The 20,244-nt window shown below is 66.0% G+C and carries 18 protein-coding genes; 5 read left to right on the top strand and 13 right to left on the bottom strand.

Annotation, left to right across the window (positions count from 1 at the left end):
* Nucleotides 1–21: 21 nt before the first annotated feature.
* Genes NLR35_RS04460 through NLR35_RS04450 form a run of 3 tightly spaced genes read right to left on the bottom strand, consistent with a single transcriptional unit; the run spans nt 22 to nt 2,643 of the window.
* A complete protein-coding gene (locus tag NLR35_RS04460) occupies nt 22–897 on the bottom strand; it encodes a sulfurtransferase (protein ID WP_257165358.1) in 876 nt (291 codons plus the stop codon).
* 49 nt (nt 898–946) lie between these two features.
* On the bottom strand, nt 947–2,068 hold the full coding sequence (locus NLR35_RS04455; protein ID WP_257165357.1) for an acyl-CoA dehydrogenase family protein: 1,122 nt from the start codon (nt 2,066–2,068) through the stop codon (nt 947–949).
* Between the two features lie 32 nt (nt 2,069–2,100).
* A complete protein-coding gene (locus NLR35_RS04450) occupies nt 2,101–2,643 on the bottom strand; it encodes an OsmC family protein (RefSeq protein WP_257165356.1) in 543 nt (180 codons plus the stop codon).
* A 248-nt stretch (nt 2,644–2,891) separates the two neighbouring features.
* Here NLR35_RS04450 and NLR35_RS04445 point away from each other — a divergent pair, with 248 nt between their 5' ends.
* Nucleotides 2,892–3,581 (top strand): TetR/AcrR family transcriptional regulator, encoded by a 690-nt coding sequence (locus NLR35_RS04445; RefSeq protein WP_257165355.1) that lies wholly within the window; start codon nt 2,892–2,894, stop codon nt 3,579–3,581.
* A 30-nt stretch (nt 3,582–3,611) separates the two neighbouring features.
* Here the strand turns inward: NLR35_RS04445 and NLR35_RS04440 are convergent, their stop codons facing one another.
* From NLR35_RS04440 to NLR35_RS04410, 7 genes are all read right to left on the bottom strand, one after another.
* A complete protein-coding gene (locus NLR35_RS04440; RefSeq protein ID WP_257165354.1) occupies nt 3,612–3,836 on the bottom strand; it encodes a hypothetical protein in 225 nt (74 codons plus the stop codon).
* 26 nt (nt 3,837–3,862) lie between these two features.
* Nucleotides 3,863–4,981 carry a DUF2336 domain-containing protein gene (locus NLR35_RS04435; protein WP_257165353.1) on the bottom strand — a complete coding sequence of 373 codons (1,119 nt, stop codon included), beginning with the start codon at nt 4,979–4,981 and terminating at the stop codon, nt 3,863–3,865.
* Nucleotides 4,982–5,125: 144 nt separating this feature from the next.
* Nucleotides 5,126–6,544, bottom strand: coding sequence for an HlyD family type I secretion periplasmic adaptor subunit (locus NLR35_RS04430; protein WP_257165352.1), 1,419 nt, complete (start codon nt 6,542–6,544; stop codon nt 5,126–5,128).
* A 10-nt stretch (nt 6,545–6,554) separates the two neighbouring features.
* Entirely contained in the window at nt 6,555–8,672 is a 2,118-nt protein-coding gene (locus NLR35_RS04425; RefSeq protein WP_257165351.1) for a type I secretion system permease/ATPase, read from the bottom strand.
* Between the two features lie 299 nt (nt 8,673–8,971).
* Entirely contained in the window at nt 8,972–10,690 is a 1,719-nt protein-coding gene (locus NLR35_RS04420) for a C2 family cysteine protease (RefSeq protein ID WP_257165350.1), read from the bottom strand.
* Between the two features lie 504 nt (nt 10,691–11,194).
* Entirely contained in the window at nt 11,195–12,118 is a 924-nt protein-coding gene (locus NLR35_RS04415; protein ID WP_257165349.1) for a hypothetical protein, read from the bottom strand.
* 149 nt (nt 12,119–12,267) lie between these two features.
* Nucleotides 12,268–13,467 (bottom strand): TrmJ/YjtD family RNA methyltransferase, encoded by a 1,200-nt coding sequence (locus NLR35_RS04410; RefSeq protein WP_257165348.1) that lies wholly within the window; start codon nt 13,465–13,467, stop codon nt 12,268–12,270.
* A gap of 301 nt (nt 13,468–13,768) precedes the next feature.
* Here NLR35_RS04410 and NLR35_RS04405 point away from each other — a divergent pair, with 301 nt between their 5' ends.
* From NLR35_RS04405 to NLR35_RS04390, 4 genes are all read left to right on the top strand, one after another.
* Nucleotides 13,769–14,983, top strand: a complete 1,215-nt coding sequence (locus NLR35_RS04405) for an NADP-dependent isocitrate dehydrogenase (RefSeq protein WP_257165347.1) — start codon at nt 13,769–13,771, stop codon at nt 14,981–14,983.
* A 97-nt stretch (nt 14,984–15,080) separates the two neighbouring features.
* The gene (locus NLR35_RS04400) at nt 15,081–15,587 is read left to right on the top strand and encodes a DUF3455 domain-containing protein (RefSeq protein ID WP_257165346.1); all 507 of its coding nucleotides are present in this window, start codon (nt 15,081–15,083) and stop codon (nt 15,585–15,587) included.
* A 32-nt stretch (nt 15,588–15,619) separates the two neighbouring features.
* Nucleotides 15,620–16,411 (top strand): hypothetical protein, encoded by a 792-nt coding sequence (locus NLR35_RS04395; protein WP_257165345.1) that lies wholly within the window; start codon nt 15,620–15,622, stop codon nt 16,409–16,411.
* A gap of 310 nt (nt 16,412–16,721) precedes the next feature.
* Entirely contained in the window at nt 16,722–17,501 is a 780-nt protein-coding gene (locus NLR35_RS04390) for a hypothetical protein (protein ID WP_257165344.1), read from the top strand.
* A 45-nt stretch (nt 17,502–17,546) separates the two neighbouring features.
* On the opposite strand, the gene NLR35_RS04385 is transcribed toward NLR35_RS04390, so the two are convergent.
* The 3 genes from NLR35_RS04385 to NLR35_RS04375 are packed head-to-tail and all read right to left on the bottom strand — an operon-like array spanning nt 17,547 to nt 20,238.
* The gene (locus tag NLR35_RS04385) at nt 17,547–18,839 is read right to left on the bottom strand and encodes an FAD-binding oxidoreductase (protein ID WP_257165343.1); all 1,293 of its coding nucleotides are present in this window, start codon (nt 18,837–18,839) and stop codon (nt 17,547–17,549) included.
* Nucleotides 18,840–18,856: 17 nt separating this feature from the next.
* Nucleotides 18,857–19,588 carry an amino acid ABC transporter ATP-binding protein gene (locus NLR35_RS04380; RefSeq protein ID WP_257165342.1) on the bottom strand — a complete coding sequence of 244 codons (732 nt, stop codon included), beginning with the start codon at nt 19,586–19,588 and terminating at the stop codon, nt 18,857–18,859.
* Entirely contained in the window at nt 19,585–20,238 is a 654-nt protein-coding gene (locus tag NLR35_RS04375) for an amino acid ABC transporter permease (protein ID WP_257165341.1), read from the bottom strand. The genes NLR35_RS04380 and NLR35_RS04375 overlap by 4 nt, the downstream gene beginning before the upstream one ends.
* Nucleotides 20,239–20,244 lie beyond the last annotated feature (6 nt).

The following is a 20,244-nucleotide window of genomic DNA, read 5'->3' as shown; positions in this document are numbered from 1 at the left end:
GACGTGCATCTCATGCAGCTTCTATGCCGCTTTGCTGGTCATCGCCGGCATCGGCAGGCCTTCCTCGATCGGCAGCGACGGGTCGCGCGACCACTCGTTCCACGAGCCGAAATACATCCGCACATCCTTCACCCCGGCGTTCTTCAGCGCCAGGAACGTGTTCGACGCACGCGCGCCCTTGAAGCAATAGAGATAGACCGGTGTATCGACCGTGATGCCGACGGTGGCGCATTCGGCGAGGATCTCGTCCTTCGACTTGAAGCGCGGGCCTTCGCCGGTCGGCTTCATCATGCGGTACCATTCGAGCCAGACGGCGCCCGGGATGCGGCCCTTGCGCGGGCAGAAATCCTTGCCGTAGGGCGAGGACGAGTCGCCGATCCATTCGTCGACGTCGCGGACGTCGAGGATCGCGATCGCGGGATTGCCGACCGCCGCGAGCATCGCCTTGGCGTCGATCAGGATGCTGCCAGCCTCCGGCACGATCGCGAACGAAGCCTTGGCCGGCGTCGGCGCGTCGGTCGTGACCGGCAGACCAGCCGCGACCCAGGCGTCGTAGCCGCCATGCAGCACCTTCACCTTGGGATAGCCGAGCATCGTCAGCAGGAAATAGCCGCGGCACGACTGGCCGAAGCCGGAGTTCATCGACTGCTCGTAGACCACGGCGGTCTCAGCGCCGGACAGGCCGGCCGCGCCGAACGCGTCGGCGAATTTCGTCTTCAGCTCCGCGATGCCCTCCGGCGTCGAGGTCGCGAGATAGGTGAAGATCTCGTGGACGTTGACGGCGCCGGGAAGATGTCCCGCACCGTAGGCATCGGGATTGCGGGTGTCGATGACGACACACGGCTCGGTCTTGATGAAGTCAGCGAGTTCGCCGGCAGTAATCAGAACGTCCGTCATGGCAGGCCTCTCCTGGTCTAAACTTCGTTGTTTGCCGTTCTCGCCGGCGTCAGCCGTCGGCGAGCATCTTGCGGAGCTGCTTGGTCGCGGGGGTGACGATCGCGACGAAATAGGCCTCGCGCAGGCGACGTTCGGCGCGATTGCCCTTGATGTAGCCGCGCGCTCCGCAATGGAGCATCGCGGCGTGAGCCGCTGCGACGCTGGCTTCGCCTGCGCGCAAGCGCAGCGCGACGACCTTGCGCCAGTAGGTCTCGTCCGTGTTGTAGGGATCGCGGGCGAGCTCGGCCGTCTCCCGAGCGAGTTCGTCGGCAAGCGCGCTGAAATCGACCGGCTGTTGCGGCAGATAGCGATTGACGTGGCCGAGCGGCGTCGCGACCTCCTGCATGATCTTGATGCAGTCCTTGATCAGGCCGAGCGCCATGCCGGCCTGCAGCAGGATGAAGCCGGCCCGGATCTTCTTGACGAAGGGACCCGCGGGATCGGCCAGGATCAGCTCGTCCGGGACGAACAGGTCACGGAACTGGATGCCGTAGGTGCCGGTGCCATCCATGGCGAGGAACGGCTGGCACGTCGACAGCGTCACCGCCGGATCAGCGCAATCGGCGACGAACATGACGATCTCGCCGGGCGCATCCTCGCGCTCGAAGATCGTGCCGAACATGTGGTCCGGCCCGAGATTGGAGACCCAGGGCAGCACGCCGCGCACGACGTAGCCGCCCTCGACCTTGCGCCCCTTGAGCTTGAGCTTCTCGATGCCGAAGAAGCTCTTCATCGGATTCGAGAGCCCGGTGCCGCCGAGCAGCCGGCCACTCGACGCATCGTCGAGCAGACGATCGACCAGCGCCGTGTTGCCGGAGTTGGCGATGTACCAGACCAGCGTGTTCTGGCACCACGCCATGAAGGCCGAGGCGCCGCAGACCTCGCCGATCGCGGCAATCGAGTCGATGGCGCAGTTGAGATCGGCTGCGCCATCCTCCGGCACATGGCTGCTCCACGCGCCGACTTCGCCGAAGCGGCGGAGCACGTCAGCCGGGTACACCGTGCCGGCGTCGATGCCAGAGGCGAGCGGCGCAAGCTCGTTGCGCGCAATCGCCGCCACCTGCTCCACGGTCGACGCGACAGGCATCACGCCCGCCCCATCGACCGCCAGATGCTGTCCGAGTGAACCCATGATGAAGCCCTCCGCTGCGCGTCGTGGTCAGATCAGAGTCCGACCTCAAGATTGACGGGGCGCGTGAAGGTGTTGGCGACCGGCGACCACTTCTTGACGTGATCGATCAGCGCCTGGACCTCGTCCTTCGAAATGCCCTCGCACTCCATGTCGACCTTGACGCGCACATCGGTGAAGCCGACCGGCTTCTCGGAGACGTCGCCCGTGCCCCAGACCGCGGTGATGTTGAGGTCGCCCTCGAGCTCCAGCTCGAGCTTGTTGACGATCCAGCCGCGATGCACGGCATTGGCGTGCAGGCCGACCGCCAGGCACGAACCGAGCGCGGCGAGCGAGGCCTCCGACGGGTTCGGCGCGGTGTCGTCGCCGAGCAGGCCCGGCGGCTCGTCGACGATATAAGGAGCGAGGTTGCGGATGTAGTTGGCGTGGCGGAACTTGCCCTCCGCGACGGTCTTGCACTTCAGGGTCTTGATGACCTTGGGGTTGGCCTTGCCGTTGATGATGAGCTGTTCGAGCCCGTTTTTGTCGATGGGTGCGAGGCAGCCCGTGAGGGCCGTCTTCTGAACCACAGCGGTCATCTCATTTCTCTCCCTGGGATCGAGGATACCGAACGGTCTGTTTCCTGCACGAAGCGTGCCAGGGACCCAGGAAATCAAAAGGCGGAATGATCTTCGCGGCTTAGAAGAAGAAGGCGGGATTTGGCCTCCCCTCGCCTGCCCACGTGCGATGCAGAGTGCTGCTCTCGGCGATGAAATTGAGCGCACCGCTGCCTCATACGCATCAGCGGTCTTGCTGACTCACGCGCACCGCGATTAAGCTTGCGCGCATGGGCAAGAAAGAGATCAAGTCCGCCGCGGGCAAACCGTCAGCCAAGAAGGCGCTCGCGCGACCGATCGCCGCTGGTGACGACGAGTCGGCGCGCGGCCGCCTGCTCGGCGCGGCGACGCACCTGTTCTGCAAGAACGGCATCAACGCCACCGGCATCGACGCGATCATCAGCGAGGCCGGCACCGCAAAGACGACGCTGTACAAACTATTCGGTTCGAAGACCGCGCTCGTCACCGCCGTGCTCGAAAGCGAGGGCAAGCAGTGGCGGGAATGGTTCATCGCTGCGATGGAAAGCGGCGGCGGCGACGCCGAGACCAAGCTCACGCGCATCTTCCCGGCGCTGAAGAGCTGGTTCAGCGAGGAGCGCTTCTACGGCTGCCCCTTCATCAACGCGGTCGGCGAGCACGACAAGGATCAGAAGCAGTTCCGCACCATCGCGCTGCGCCATAAGAAGGTGGTGCTGGCGCATATCGAGAAGCTGGCGCGCGAGATGGGCGCGGCGGAGCCGGAGAGTTTTGCGCATCAGCTGGCGCTGCTGATCGACGGCGCGATCGTCGCCGCCATGGTGTCGCGCAATCCGGAGGTCGCTGATACGGCCGGCATCGCGGCGAGCGCCCTGTTCGAGCCGGCGAAGGGGAAAGCCGGCAAGCGCGGCAGCAAGGCGGATCCGCAGCTTGCGGCGGTTTGAGCCGACTGCGCGACCTAGGCGCCAACAGACCTAGCGGAAATAGTCTGCCACTCGCTGCAGGTCGGCCTCGTCGGCCCCCGCCCCATTGAGGCTCGCGTCGATGATGCGGCGGCAGGCGGCGACGGTGGTTTCGTCGCCGAGCTCATTGGCGGCTTCGAGAACGTGCCAGGCGGCATCGACGGCGGCGCGGTCCACCGCGGCGTGTCGGCTGCCCCGCCGCTGCGCGGCGTGGAGATGACGTCCCATGCCGATCATCCGCGCTCACCTCTTCTCGCTGACACTCAATGCGCTACCGCGCGCGGCGCGTGTGTGCCGCCAGCCTTCCCGGCATTCTTGCGCGACTGGTAGAATTCGAGGACGCTCCGCGAAGTCTGCGTCTGCAGCCGGACGTAGCTCCGCTCCAGCTCGTCCAGTTCGCCCGCGGTGATCCGATGCTCGCGGGCGCCGAGGAAGGCCAATGCCATCATCGTGTCCCAGCTGAAGCCGAGCGCCTTCGCCAGCATCAACAGCATCTCGCGATTGCGATCGAACAGCGCCCGATCGACCACGTCGACCGGCAGTCCCGAGAGCAGCGACAGACCGATCGTCACCTCGTCGACCTTGTGCGACGTCGCATAGCCGGCAATGGTGCTCTCGTGCAGATTGCCGAGGCGGTGCTGGATCGTCACGGTGCGCTTGGCGACGAAGTAGTTGCGCGAGCCGGGCCCGAATTTCGATTGCAGATCGCCGGCGATGTTGGCGACCGAGCTCTCGATCTCGCCGAGCAGCTCAGGGCGCTCGCTCGCCAGCCGCTTGCCGACCTCGTCGGACGCCTTGGCGATCAATTGCTGGAACAGGTGGCGCGGGATGTCGAGCCGACGGCCGAGATGCTCGGCCAGGATGGAGTCGTTCTCGGCGCGTTTCACCATGTGCAGGAAGCCGGCGCCGGAGAACTGCGCGCCGTGATTGCGCGCCACTGCGGTCGCGACATCGCGGTCACCGCGCCGCGCCAGCACGTCCGTCACCTCCGGGCTCAGCGTCTTGCGCTCGGCGATGGCGAGCAGATGGGCTTGGCTCTTGGTGCTGGCATTCTCGACCAGCGCAGCGTCGTCGAGGCGTTCGGACTCGCGCAGCACCGGACCGGCGACCCAGATCTCGTCATCGAAGGCGAGCTTGCGGATGACGCTGGCCGGCGAATATTCGATCTTGGCGAGACGGTCGGCGAGCTTGGCGCGGGCCTCGACCTCGATCTCGTCGGCGAGCCGGTTGATCACCTCGCCGAACGTCGCGATCTCCTCCTCGCAATAGCGGCCGGCGAGCAGCAGGTCGGTCGCGTGCCACAGCGCGCGCTCGCGGCTGTCGGCCGTGCCCCGCGCAATCGCGTCTTCCAGCTCGCGCAATACCGATTTTGTCTCGTTCATGATGAGAAGCCACAACACCGCAATGAGGAAAGCGAATGCGCGAAACATACCGTCCGAACGCGAGCGTTCCGTAAGCGTTCGCGTACGGATTTGAGGTTACGTTTTTGCTCAAATGCGCGGGAGCACGTTAAGCATGCCGGTCGATCAGCGCTCGCGCATGGCGTCGTGAACATGCTCGCGCAGCGGCGCCAGCAGGAAGTCGACGATGCGGCGCTTGCCGGTGAGAATCTCCGCCTTCACCGACATGCCCGGCACGAGCGTTGCCATCCGGCCGTCGACGTCGAGCGTCGCTCGGTCGAGCGCGATGTGCACCATGTAGCGCAGCCGCTCGCTGGCCTCGACGCGGTCGGTCTGGTCGGCCTGCCGCTCGGCACCTTGCACGCCCTGGGGATTGACGGGCGCGGCCTCGGCGTCGCGATCGACCGAGGTCACCTTGCCGCCGAGCAGGCCGTAACGCGTGAACGGGAAGGCGTCGACCTTGAGCTCGACGCGCTGCCCGGCTTCGACGAAGCCGACGTCGCGGTTCTCCACCACCGCCTCGACCTCGATCCTGTCGTCGTCGGGCACCACGGACAACAGCTGCTGCGCCGGTGTCACGACCGCGCCGGCGGCGGCGACGTGCATCTGCTGCACCGTACCGTCGATCGGCGCGCGCAAGGTCTGCAGCTCGGCGCGGCGGGTGGCCTTGGTCAGCGCCTCTCCGGCCGCGCGGGCGCGCTCGCGCGCGGTGGCGAGGTCACGCATCGCCTTGTCGCGCATGTCGGCCTCGGTCGCCGCGATCTTCTGATCGAGTCCTGCGACGGTGGCATCCAACGCGATGATCTTGGCCTTGTTGATCTCCAGCTCGGAGCGGGTCTCGACCAGCAGCTGTTGGCTCTCCAGCCGGGCGATGATCGAAGCGTTGCCGATCTCGCTCGCCTTGGTGCGGATGTCGGCGCGCTGCGTCACCATCGGCAGCGTCTGCTCGTATTTGGCCACCGTCTGCTGCAGCGCCTCGCGCTCGGCAATGTGCTGCGCTCGCTCCTGCGCCAGCGCCGCCAGCTGGCTGGCGCGCATCGCCAGCTGTGCCGTGAGTTGCGCCTGCGCGCGAGCGCGGTCCAGCGGCTCGGCGCCGACCACCAGATCGAACGGTCCGTTCGCGACGCCATCGAGGAACGCCGCCAGCCGGACCTCGTCGAGCAGGCTCGCGATCAGATCGCTGCGGGCGCGATCAGCCTCGGCGGTGACAGCGGTCTTGTCGAGCTCGATCAGCGGATCACCCGCGCTTACGCGCTGGCCGGGCTGCACCAGCACCGCCTTCACGCTCGCGGTCTCGAACGGCTGCACCACCTGTGTGCGGGTATGCGAGATCACCTTGCCGCTGGCGACCGCGACGATGTCGACCTTGCCGAAAACGGCCCAGCCGAGCGCCGCAAAGGTGACGGTGCACAGCGCCAGCGCCGTGATGCGTCCGAGCGGATTGGGCGGCGTCTGCGTGATCTCCAGCGCGGCGGGAAGGAACTCGCGCTCCGACGTCGTGCCGCCGAACGAAAAGCCACGCAGAAGGCCAGCAGGTGTACTCATCGCCTTCTCCTCAACGGCCTGCGGACTGGATCCGGTGCAGCGTGGCATAGCGGCCGCCGCCGGCTACCAATTGCTCATGCGTGCCGTCCTCGACGATCACGCCGCTCTCGATCGTCAGGATGCGGTCGGCATGGCGCACCGTCGACAGCCGGTGCGCGATGATCAGCACGGTGCGGCCGCGCACGATGTCGCGCATGTTGGCCTGGATGATGCTCTCGGACTCGTAGTCGAGCGCCGACGTCGCCTCGTCGAAAATCAGGATGCGGGGATCGCCGACCAGCGCGCGCGCGATCGCGATACGCTGGCGCTGGCCGCCGGACAGCGACACGCCGCGCTCGCCGATGACCGTGTCATAGCCCTGCGGCATCCGGCAGATGAACTCATGCGCGCCGGCGAGCCTCGCGGCCTCGACGATCCGCTCCATCGGCAGCGCGGGATCGGCGAGCGCGATGTTGTCGCGCACCGAGCGGTTGAACAGCACGTTCTCCTGCAGCACCACGCCGATCTGCCGCCGCAGCCAGGACGGATCGAGCACGGCGGTGTCCACGCCGTCGACCAGCACGCGTCCTGCTTCCGGCTGGTACAGCCGCTGCGCCAGCTTGGCGATCGTGCTCTTGCCGGACCCGGACGGTCCGACGATGCCGACCACCTGCCCTGCCCCGATACTGAGCGACACCTCGCGCAGCACCGGCTGGGTGTTGAGGCCGTAACGAAAGGTCACGCGCTCGAACTCGATGGCGCCTTCGACCGGCGGAAGGTTCTGCTCGGCGCCGCCACTCTGCGCCTCCACCGGCGTGTTGAGGATGTCGCCGAGCCGCTCGACCGACAGCCGCACCTGGTGGAAATCCTGCCAGACCTGCACCAGCCGCAGCACCGGGCCGGAGACCTGGTTTGCGAGCATGTTGAAGGCGACGAGCTCGCCGACCGTCATCTTGTTGGCGATCACGAGGCCTGCGCCCACGAACAGCGTCAGCGCGCCGACGCCCTTGTTCAGCAGGCTCGCGGCCTGGCTCGCCCAATTGCCGATCTGCGAGGCCGAGAACGAGGCGCCGACATAGCTCGCGAGCTGCTCCTCCCAGCGCCGCTGCATCAGCGGCTCGACCGCCATCGCCTTGATGGTCTCGACCCCGGTGACGCTCTCGACCAGGAACGCCTGGTTCTCGGCGCCGCGGCGGAATTTCTCGTCCAGTCGCGTCCGGAATGCCGGCGTCGTTGCGAGCGACAGCAGCGCATAAACCGGCAGCGTGGCGCAGACGATCCAGGCCAGCGTGGCGCTGTAGAGAAACATCACGCCGATGAAGACCGCGGCGAAGGCGAGATCGAGCACCAGCGTGATCGAGGATGAGGTGATGAACTGCCGGATCGTCTCCAGCTCGCGCACGCGCGCGACGCTGTCGCCGACGCGGCGGCTCTCGAAATAGGCCAGCGGCAACCGCATCAGGTGCCGGAACAGCCGCGCGCCGAGCTCGACGTCGATGCGGTTCGACGTATGGGTGAACAGGTAGGTGCGCAGGCCCGACAGCACCGCCTCGAACAGCGCGATCAGCGCGAGGCCCGCGACCATCACCTCCAGCGTCGACAGGCCGCGATGCACCAGCACCTTGTCGATCACGACCTGGAAGATCATCGGGGTCGCCAGGCCGAACAGCTGGATCACGAACGAGGCCAGCAGCACCTCGATCAGGATGCGGCGATATTTTCCGATCGCCGCGACGAACCAGCCCAAATTGAACCGCCGCGCCGTGTCGGACAGCTCCGCGCGCTTGGCGATCAGGATCAGCTGACCGGACCAGATCGCGTCGAATTCAGCAAAGGTCAGGAGACGCGGCCCCGAATCGTTCAGCCCTTGAACGAGGACGCCGGTCTCGGTGACCTTGCCGATCACGGCGAAGCCGCCATCCTTGAGCACGGCGACCGTCGGCAGCGGCGTGCTCTTCAGCCGCGCGGCCTTGGACGTGACGAGCTTGGCCTTGACCGGAAAGCGCGCTGTGGCGCGCAGGAGATCATCGATCGTGAGCGCATCGCTGCGGCCGGCCTCGTGCTGGATGCGGCCGGGATCGGCGACGATGCCGAGCAAATGCAGCGACAGCGCCAGCGCCCATGCGCCCTGATCCGTACACGCCTGCATCGATCGATCCCGCCTCTTGGTCCGACGTCCCCGCCGACACCCTCCGGGACCTGCGTTCGCATGGCGTTAAATCGGATGATTAACAGGTGACGTACGGCGTTGCCGGCCGCATCCGGGGCACTCCACGATCCGCGTCACAACATGCGGGTCAGTCGCGGCTTGCCTCGTCATTCCCGGCTCAAGGCCTGCGGCCTTGCCCCGGAATGACGGTGGGTATGGATGCAGCAGGAATCGGCTGATACGACACGACCGCCCCCGCTGCGCGGGGGCGGTCCATTCTCAGTCGCTGGAACGCGGGATCACGCCGCCAGCGGCATTGCCAGCGTATGCTGCTGCGAGGCCAGGCCCTGCGTGAACGCCACGTTCGACGCACCGCCATCGGTCAGCGATGCGATCGCCTGGACGAAGCCGGAGGCCGCGCCCGCGAGGTCGTTGACATCGGACGTCAGCTTCAGTCCCGATGACGTGGTGATCGTTGCCGCCGCCAGCTTCTTGGCGTCGCCGACATTGTCGATCGTGATGGTGTCGCCGGCGGCGAGCAGGGTCGCGAGGCTGACCTCGAAGGTGGTCTGCCAGTACTGGCCGGCCGCCGAGCCCCAGGGATTGCGGATCTGCAGCATGCAGTTGGCGCTGTTGTAGCCGTAGATCGACATCGCGTGGTTGGCGACCAGCGTCGTCTTGCCGGTCGCATCCTTGGCGTTGGTGTAGGACGAGAGGATGACGTCGTCGCCGGCCGCGAGACTGGCCGCGATGGTCGACAGCACGCCCGACGTCGAATTGCCCGTGGTATAGTTCGTCACGCCGAACGACGAATTGTAGACCACCTTGCCCCAGGAGCCGCCCATGGCGCGGAAGTCGGTGATCTGGGTCGCGCCGGTGATCGCCTCCAGCGCGATCTCGGGCGCGCCGCCATTGCCGATCGTGGTGTAGGAATTGCCGTAGTTGATGGAGTTGCCGGTGTAGACGCCGCTGGCCTGCAGCTCGGCATAGCCCTTTTCGGCGAGACTCGCCCAGATCGCAGCGCCGCCATTGTTGAAGATGTTGCCGCCATTGGCAAGCGCGCTGTTGACGGTCACGTAGCGCGCCGTGCCATTGACGTAGAAGCGCACGCCATAGCTGCCGTTGCCGTTGGTCGTGAACATCGAGGAGATCACCGACTGCTCCTTGTAGGCGACCTCGGCGAGCCCGGCGAGCAGGTAGCAATCACCCAGATAGCCCTGGTTGATGTCGTTCATGCTGGCGCCGGCGGCGGAGAACAGCGGCTTGGTCGAGTTCGAATAGGACACCGAGAATTGCGTGCTGCCGAGGATCACCTTCGACGACGGCAGGTCGGTGCCGAGGAACCACTTGCCGATCAGCTCGGCGAATTGCAGCTCGGTCGAGCCGCTAGCGAGATTGCCGAGCGCAACCGAGCTCGCCGCGCCGCCGGTCCAGGTCGCGTTCGCGGCATTGCCGTTGACGAACGCCTGGGTGATGTAGGTGAGATAGCTCGAGGTCGATACGCCGTTGTTGAGATTGGCGGCGATCGTCTTGAGATCGGCAAACTGGCTCGCGCTCAGCTTGGTCTTGGTCGCGGCGAGCGTCGCATCGATATCGGTGAAGATCTTCAGCAGGCCGGCATAGGTGACCGTGCCATTGGTGATCGCGGCCGTCATGTCGGCCTTGATCTGGGCGTTGGTGAGGGTATTCACCCAGGCCGGCGCGGGGGTCTTGGTCGTGGACGTTGCCGCAACCGTCGAGGTCGACGTCGTCGAGCTCACGCCCGAGGTCGTGCCGGGCGTCGTGGTCACGGTCGCAGCGACGCTGCAGAAATTGCCGTAGATCGCGATGGCTGCCGACGTATCCGCCGTTGCTGCTGCCGGCGGAGCCGCGGGCGCTGCGGGGGCCGCAGGGGCCTGGTTCGGCAGCCACAACGGGGCGAGGTCGGATGTGAACCAGCTGTCGTTCTCGAAGAATCCGGTCTGGTCGCTGTTCCGGTCGGTCTGCGGCTTGCGTAGGCCCTGCGGCTGGATCGGCATTGGTCGAGGCTCTCCGTGAACGATGTGACTGGTCCTGATCGCATGTGCGACCGGCCCGCCATCGTTCGCATCAGCCGTTGCGGCAAAGCTGCGCGATCCGTTCAAATTTTAGAAATTTGTCTCGATCAGCTGTATCCCACGGCCGTTCGGTCGGTAGGGATTTACGGATCGACGACAAATGATGCGAAGGCCGTAGTCGTACGGGCACCACGTGCCGGCATCCGCGCGGCTCCTCAGTCGCGCAGGGTCGTGTCACCGCTTGGCGTCGAGCGCTCGGAGCTCGGCCTGAGCGACGAGCCATTCAAGATAGCTCTTGCGAGATAGCTCTTGGGGCAATCCTGAGCTGCGGCCTCGAGCAAAACTGATGCCCTTGGCTGGTTCATGCTGCGCGAGTGCGAGCTCGCCTGCATGGGAATTGACCTCGCAGATCTGCCCACGCTTCTTGAAGACCGGCGGGTTGTCCGCAGCGGCGAACGCTTCCCGGAGGAGTTCGCCGCTTTGGGATTACGGGATCACGCTGAGAACGCGCCCCTCCGCGCTGGCGACCGATCGCATGTCCGATCCGACCGGGCATTCGGCGAGTGCCTTGTCGATCAACCTGACAGCCTCAGCGTCACGGCTTTGCTGCAGCATCAGCTCGCCGGCGAAGAAGCTTGCCTCGCAGCGCCGTATGCCGCGCAGAGCCGGGCCGCTGCGGTCGGCCGCCGCGAGCACGCCGTCGACCGTTTCTCGCCCAAGGAAGAGACGGACCAGCGGAGCCGGCCATTTGCGCATGTCGAGACGCTTAGCCTCGTTGGCGAGTTCGCTGGCCTGTCCGGCACGCCGGCGGGCTAGATCGAGCCACAAGGCCGCATCGGCATTGCCTGGATCCATCGCGGTGAGCTGTTTGAACTCATGCTGAGATTGCTCCAGGAGGCCGGCCTGAAAGCTCGCAATTCCCAGCCCGCGATAGGCTCGGGCGCGGTCGCTGTCGCGTCCAAGCACCGGCTCGGCGCTGGAGAGTGACAGAGGCTCCCCTGCGCGTAAGTCAGGTGCGCGATTGTAGGCAGCGAGAGGATCGGCCGAGACATGCGCGATCACCCACTTGTAGTCATCGATCGCATGGTCCAGATCGCCGCGGTGAAACTGCGCGCTGGCGCGCGCCAGATGAGCTTTGATCACCTGCGGGGGCGCCGGCCTTCTCTGCTCCATCACGAGAGTGCAGCCGGCAATGCGCGCCTGGGCGTCGGCCCCGCTCGTGCAGCGCGCCGCGTCTGCCGGTGCCGCTGTCACTGATGAGTTGAAGATCAAACCGATGATCAGCGCCTGACCTGCGAGCAGGCACCATCGTCGCATCGCCATGTGTGTCCCCCTGTTATCGTTGTGGTGCACTGATGTTACCGATGCCGGCGGGGTGGACCACAATCGGCAATTGCATTCGGGAATCATCGTTCAGCCGGTGTAAACGGGATCGCGGACTCGGCTGCATTGAACGGCACCTCGCCGTCGGCGTTGTGAGATTGCAAGCCGTTAGCGGCACAAGACGATGGGACGACAAACGCAGCGTTCGCCGTCGAGCGGATCGAGCTGCGCGATCGCTACTTCGTCTGCGCAATCAGCGCCTGCAGCCTGACCAGCTCGGCTTCCAGATCCGCCTCGACATCCGCCGTCCTCACCTCGGTGACGCGGTAGTCGCGGCTCTCCAGCCAAGCCCGGCGCTGCGCACGGTCTGCGACCACGCCTTCGCTCTCGTCGGTCCCCACCAGCTCGATCGCAAGGCGGTGGATGAAGGAGACGAAATCCGGGATGTGGCGGCCGACCGGGGTCTGGCGCTTGAACTGGCCGGCGAAGCGCCGGTCGCGCGACAGCGCATGCCACAGCGCGCGCTCGGCATCGGTCGGGTTGCGGCGGAGCAGCCGCGCCAGCCCACGCAGCGAGCCGCGGGAATCCGGCAGGTTGGCGATTGTGCCCTGCTCCGCGATCAGCGCCCGCAAGCGCATCGCCTGTTCGCTGTCGAGCACGCCGCCCTTGGCCGGCCCCTTGCGCCCCTCGGCGATCGCCATGACGATGCCGTGCAACGTATGAATGTCCTGCCGGCTCGGCTCCATGCGGAAGAAGATGTTGCGCAGATTGACCAGCATGGTCTCGCGCTTCTCGGCAGGCCGCAGAAATTCGACCCGGTCGAGCTCGCGCACGAGGTTCTCGAAGAAGGCCTCCATCTGCCCCTGGCTGGCGCGCTCGGAGCGCTCGGGCATCTCGAACGGCAGCGAGCCCGAGGTGACCAGCTTGAACCATTCATAGCCCATCAGCAGCACGGCCTGGGCGAGGTTGAGCGAGGCGAAGCCCGGATTGACCGGGTACGTGATGATGCGGTTGGCCCGGGCGACCTCCTCGTTGGTGAGGCCGGCCCGCTCGCGGCCGAACAGGATGCCGGCCCGGCCGCCGGCGGCGATCTGGCCCTGCATCTCCCGCGCCGCCCCCTCCGGGCCCATCACCGGCTTGGCCTGGTCGTGGGAGCGCGCGGTGGTGGCGAACACCAGGTCGAGATCGGCGATCGCCTCCGGCAGCGTGTCGAAGAGGCGGACATGGTCGATGATGTGATCGGCGCCGGCGGCTGCCCGCTCGGCCGCGATGTTCGGCCAGCCGTCGCGCGGGTTCACCAGGCGCAGCTCGGTCAGCGCAAAGTTGCCCATGGCGCGCGCAGCCATGCCGATGTTCTCGCCGAGCTGCGGCTCGACAAGGATCACCACTGGGCCGGCGATCTCCATTCCTGCCTTGGTCTTGTCGGTGCCCGACACCGGTCGATCCTCAACTTCCATGTCAGATGAAGCGCCGCTGCGGCGCCCTGCCCGCTCCGTTGGCCCGGCTGGCCAGAATTCTCAAGCAAAATAATCGGCTTAGCCAAGAAATTTGCAGTTTGCTCGAAATCGCAGGCCGTCGCCTTGCCGGCTTTGCCCACCGCATGAGCGGGCTGCGAAAATCAGCACCGTGAGCCTACCGGGTGCGCTTCCGCATGCGGTGCAGCAGTGCTATGACGCGCTTGATTTCACAAGCGCTTTCCATTCCTGGCGCGCTGTTTCCAAGAAGGCCCCATCGATCATGGCAAAAATCAAGGTGACCAACCCGGTCGTCGAGCTCGACGGCGACGAGATGACCCGGATCATCTGGCAGTACATCAAGGACAAGCTGATCAACCCGTTCCTTGACATCGAGCTGCAGTATTACGACCTGGGGATGGAGAGCCGCGACAAGACCAACGACCAGATCACGATCGATGCGGCCAACGCGATCAAGAAGGTCGGCGTCGGCGTCAAGTGCGCGACCATCACCCCCGACGAAGCCCGGGTGAAGGAATTCGGCCTCAAGGAGATGTGGAAGTCGCCGAACGGCACCATCCGCAACATCCTTGGCGGCGTTGTGTTCCGCGAGCCGATCATCTGCAAGAACGTGCCGCGGCTCGTCCCCGGCTGGACCAAGCCGATCATCATCGGCCGCCACGCCTATGGCGACCAGTACCGCGCCACCGACTTCAAGTTCCCCGGCAAGGGCGTGCTGACGATGAAGTTCGTCGGTGACGACGGCACCGTGATCGAGAAGGAAGTCTTCAAGGCGCCCGGCCCGGGCATCGCCATGGAGATGTACAACCTCGACGAGTCGATCTACGACTTCGCCCGCGCCTCGCTCAACATGGGCCTCTCCAAGAACTATTCGGTCTATCTCTCGACCAAAAACACGATTTTGAAGGTCTATGACGGCCGCTTCAAGGACATCTTCCAGGAGGTGTATGAGAAGGAGTTCAAGGACAAGTTCGAGGCCAAGAAGATCACCTACGAGCACCGCCTGATCGACGACATGGTCGCCGCGGCGCTGAAGTGGTCGGGCGGTTACGTCTGGGCCTGTAAGAACTATGACGGCGACGTGCAGTCCGACACCGTGGCGCAGGGCTACGGCTCGCTCGGCCTGATGACCTCGGTGCTGATGACCCCGGACGGCCAGACAATGGAGGCTGAGGCCGCCCACGGCACGGTGACCCGCCACTACCGCGAGCACCAGAAGGGCAAGGAGACCTCGACCAACTCGATCGCCTCGATCTTCGCCTGGACCCGTGGCCTGTCGCACCGCGCCAAGCTCGACAACAATGCCGAGCTGGCAAAGTTCGCCTCGACCCTGGAGAAGGTCTGCGTCGACACCGTCGAGGCCGGCTACATGACCAAGGACCTCGCGCTGCTGGTCGGCGCCGACCAGCGCTGGCTGTCCACCACCGGGTTCCTCGACAAGATCGCCGAGAACCTGACCAAGGCGATGGCGGCGTAAGTTTCCCCACTTTCGCCTTTCGCTGACGTCACCTATCAACGGGCCGCGCCACAAGCGTGGCCCGTTTCATTTTCCGCTGTCACCTGAGGACTAGACCATGCGCGTGATCCCGACCTTGTCGCTGGTGCTGCTGGGCGCCCTGACCATCCCGGCTCATGCCGCCGAGACCACGATCCCCGACGCTCTGGTGGCCGCCGGCGAGAAGCCGGTGCTGACACTGCATGCCGAGGGCGCGCAGGTCTACGAATGCAAGACGGACAAGGACGGCAAGCTCGCCTGGGCGTTCCGCGAGCCGATCGCCACTTTGTCCGCGGATGGCAAGACCGTCGGCCGGCACTACGCCGGACCGAATTGGGAGCACCAGGACGGCTCGATCGTGACCGGCCGCGTCGTGGGGACCGCCATCGGCGCCACCGAGGCCGACATCCCCTGGCTGAAGCTCACCGTCGTCTCCCACCGCGGTGGCCAGGGCGTGCTGTCGGACGTGACCACGGTGCAGCGGATCAATACGGCGGGCGGCAAGCTGGAAGGCGCCTGCGAGACCGCCGGACAGTTTCGCAGCGTGGCCTACGCGGCGGATTACGTGTTCCTGAAGAAGGAGTGAGGTGCACAACCGGATACGCGGGGTGACGAGGCATGGAGAACGAGACGAGCTTGCCCTTGGCTGACTGGCCGCGACCGCAATTCGCTGCCGGTGGCAACAATCCCTTTCTATTTTATGTGGTCTTCGGCAGAGTCGATTTCGCGCAGCCGCTGTCCCGCATCGCCTACCGGACGGAAGGGATCCCGGAGGGAGTCGAGCTCATGGGCTACAGCCCGACCGTTCATCCTGATGTCGTGAGCGGCTTTCGGAGCGGCTTCCTCTGGGACCGTCTTATCAGCACAGACCCCGAGCTCGCGGCACAGATTGCGGCGCAGGATTCCTGTCTGGTCATTCGAGGCGAGGTCGACGATCCGCCGACGCTGAACTACTTTCGCGACGTCAGTGGTCTGCTGACTTTTTGCCTCGATGCCGGCGGCGTCGCCATTTACGACCCACAGATGTTCAAATGGTGGCGTCCGTCGGAGTGGCGCGCGCGAGCGTTTGATAGCGGCCAGTCGGCGCTGCATGAGCACGTCGTCACGCTGGTCTCCGAGGATGCCGATGGCACCGAATGGTATCACACGCGCGGCCTGCGCAAGTTTGGACGCCCGGACATCAGCGTGCACCGGGTCCGCGCAGAGCATCGCACGGCCATTGTCGAGCTCATCAATCGCTTCATCGAGCTGCTCGCTTCGGGCGGACGGGTCCCTGACGGTCAGGAGATCCGGATGCACGCCTTGCCGGCCGGGATGACCTGCTGGCGCAAGGGCAGCAGCGACGATCCCGATTTCAACAACGAGCACATCGAGATCGTTTGGCCCGACAGCCAGGTCGGCCACCCCTGACCCCATCCGCGCCGGTTGTGTCCGACGCCCAGATCATGCCGCAAGCCGAAAGACGCCAGCGGTCGTCTGAGAATCGAAATTGATCTCATTTCCGCCTTCGCTGTCGCCAACGATCAGCGGACTACGCCATTGGCGTGGCCCGTCTTCGTTGTGCCGCCGTCGGAGAGCCAGCCGTGCGTCCGATCCCGATTCTGTCGCTGTTGTTGCCGGGAGCTCCGACACGGGGCGGCCAGGCCGTCGCGCCCGCCATTCGAATCTGGATATCGCCAACCCGTGAGGTCGGGTCTCGGCAATCGTCGGAGCCAGGCGGATGAACGCCCCCCTCCCCCTCATCGACTGGCCCCGCCCCTACTTCGCCGCCGGAGGCAGGAATCCCTGCCTGATGTACATCGTCTATGGCTGGGTGGACATCGATCGGCCGCTGTCCCGGAGCATCTATCGTTCGCGCGGCGTCCCTGAGGGCTTCGACCTGCTGGCCTTCGGCCCGGAAGCCAATCCCACGGTGGTCACGCGCTTCCGGACCGGCCATGCCTGGACCAGGCTCACGACCGAGGACCCGGATCTGGCGGCCGTGGTCGCGGCACAGGACTTTTGCCTCGTCATCAGAGGCGAGGTGAGCGATCCCCCGACATTGGGCTATCTTCGCGACATGGTCGGCCTGCTGACCTTCTGCCTCGATGCCGGCGGGGTCGCGATCTACGACCCGCTGATCCTGAAATGGTGGACCCCGCCGGAATGGCGCGCACGCATTTTCAACGTCGGCCATTGCACGCCACGGCAGCACGTCATCACCCTGATCTCACAGGAAGCCGACGGCACCGAGTGGATCCACACCAGGGGCATGCGCAAGTTCGGCCGTCCGGACCTCAGCATCCACCGGGTCCGCGCCGAGCACCGGGACGCCGTCTTCGACCTCATCAACCGGTTCATCGACCTGCTCGCGTTGGGAGGATTGGTGCCGGACGGTCAGGACATCCGGATGAACACGCTGCCGGACGGCATGACGTGCTGGCGCAGAGGCGCCGACGACGATCCGCATTTCAACAACGAGCACATCGAGATCCTGTGGCCTGGCGCGCAGCCGGCCTGAGCCTGCTGCGAGCGCCCGGCGGCATCGTCACGGCTGGCGAAGCCGTCAGAGCCCCAGCCGGTCGCGCACCCGGCCGGCGATGACGGCGCTGGTCACGGCGATGGGCCAGAGGGCATGCAGCGGGATCGGCGTGATGCCGGTGACGGGCATGTCGATCTCGGCAGTCGTGCCGCCGATCAGCCGGCGCGCCAGTTGCGCGCCCATCGCCGTGGACAGCGCGACGCCGCGGCCGTTGCAGCCGAGCGAGATCAGCACACTCTCGGCCGGCTCGTGCACATGCGGATAGTGGTCCTTGGTGATGGCGAGCCGGCTGTTCCAGCCATGGGTCCAGGCGACGCCCTTGAGCTGCGGCCAGAGCTGCTCGGCATAGCGCATGAGATAGGCGACGTCGCCCGGCGAATTGATCCAGCGCATCGGCCCGCGGCCGCCCATCAGCAGGCGGTTGTTCTGGTCGATACGGTAGTAGACGGTGATGTGGCCGCTCTCATACAGCACCGAGCGCGTCGGCATGATCGCGCGCACGATGTCGTCGGGCAGCGGCGCCGTCGCGGCGATCGAGGAGAACACCGGGATCACGGTCTGGCGCAGCTCCGGCCAGAGATCGCCGGTGAAGCCGTTGGTGGCGATCAGCACCTTGTCGGCATGCACCACCGCGCGCGGCGTCTCGATCCGCCAGCGCGCGCCATCGCGGCGCAAGGACAGCGCCGGCGTGTCGCCATGGACGGCGGCGCCGGCCGAGACCGCCGCCCGCGCCAGCCCGCGCGCGTAGTTCAGCGGATGCAGGTCGCCGCCGCGCGCGTCGAACATCGCACAGACATATCGGTCGCTGCCGGTGACCTCGCGCAGCTTTGCGCGGTCGTACAGCTCAACCGGCATGCCGCGGCGGATGCACTGCTCGGCGGTGCGCTCGATCGCCGTGGCGCTCGCGGGATGATAGGCGGCTCGCAGCGTGCCCTGCTGCCGCGCCTCGCAGGGGATCTGGTAGCGGCGGATCAGGTCGTGGGTGAAGTTTGTCGTGCCATAGGCGAAGTCGATCATGCGACGGCCGAGCTCGGCGCCGAAATCGGCCTCGATCTGATCCGGATCATGCTTCATGCCGGGATTGGTGTGGCCGCCATTGTTGCCGGAGGCGCCCCAGCCGGGCTCCTGCGCCTCGAGCACGACGCAGTCGGTGCCCTGCTCCGCCAGATGCAGCGCCGTCGACAGGCCGGTGAAGCCGCCGCCGATGATCGCGACCGAGACGCTGCGGTCGACGTCGAGCGGTGGGGTCGCCACAGGCTCAACCGCCGTCACGGCATAGACCGATGGCGGCAGCGGAAGGCGATCAGGAGTCGTCATGGCGGATCTTTCGAACATCACATCGGATGCAGCACGCGGCGCAGGAAGTCCTGCGTGCGCGGGTGCTGCGGTTGATTGAGCATCGCCTTCGCGGGCCCCTGCTCAACGATGACGCCGCAGTCGATGAACAGCACGCGGTCGGCGACCTCGCGGGCAAAGCCGATCTCATGGGTGACAACGACCATGGTCATGCCGTCATCGGCAAGCTTGCGCATCACGCCGAGCACGTCGCCGACCAGCTCCGGGTCGAGCGCCGAGGTCGGCTCGTCGAACAGGATCGCCTTGGGCTGCATCGCCAGCGCGCGGGCGATCGCGACACGCTGCTGCTGACCGCCGGAGAGCTGCGGCGGATGCATGTCGGCCTTGTCGGCCAGCCCGACCTGGGCGAGCAGCGCCCGGCCGCGCTCCAGCGTCGCCGCGCGCGGCTCCTTCTTCACGTACAGCGGCCCTTCGATGACATTGTCGAGCGCGGTGCGATGCGGGAACAGGTTGAAGCGCTGGAACACCATGGAGACCTGGGTGCGGATCGCCACGATCGACGGCGCAGCGCGGTCCACGCGCAGCCCCTCGACGCTGATCGTGCCGCGATCGTAGTTTTCCAGCCCGTTGATGCAGCGGAGGATGGTCGACTTGCCGGAGCCTGACGGGCCGATGATGCAGACCACCTCGCCCTTCTCGACCGAGGCCGTGATGCCCTTCAGCACCTCGACCTTGCCAAAACTCTTGTGGACGTCGACGAGCTCGATCATCTCCGCGCCGCTCGCTTCTCGAAGTGCCTGACCAGCAGGATCAGCGGCACGCTCATGGTGAGATACATCAGCGCGACCAGCGTGAAGACGCTGGAGTTCTTGAAGGTCGAGGATGCGATCAGCTTGCCCTGCAGCGCCAGCTCGGCGACCGTGATGGTGGAGGCCTGCGAGGAATCCTTCAGCATCATGATCATGACGTTGCCGTAGGGCGGCAGCACGATGCGCACCGCCTGCGGCAGCACCACGCGGCGCATCGTCATCCACCAGCCCATGCCGATCGATTGCGCGGCCTCGATCTGCCCCTTGTCGATGGCCTCCATGCCGGCGCGGAAGTTCTCGGCCTGATAGGCCGAATAGGCGATGCCGAGGCCGAGGATGGCCGCCTGCAGCGCTGACAGAGTGACGCCGAGATCGGGCATCACGAAGTACAGATAGAACAGCAGCACGATGATCGGGATGCCGCGGATCAAATTGATCAGGCCGGCGCTCACGCCCGAGAGGACGCGGATGCCGGACACCCGCATCATCGCCCAGACCAGGCCCAGCACCGTGGAGAGCAGCAGCGATCCCAGGGTGACGACGATCGTCAGCACCACGCCGTTGAGCAGGATCGGAAAGAACTCGACGGCGTCGTGCCAGAACCTGCTCATTGTCGG

It is taken from the genome of Bradyrhizobium sp. SRS-191 (assembly GCF_024586915.1).
In the GTDB taxonomy this organism is placed as follows: domain Bacteria; phylum Pseudomonadota; class Alphaproteobacteria; order Rhizobiales; family Xanthobacteraceae; genus Bradyrhizobium.
The sequence above is the reverse complement of the archived record's forward strand: the minus strand, read 5'-3'. Positions and strand labels throughout refer to the sequence as shown.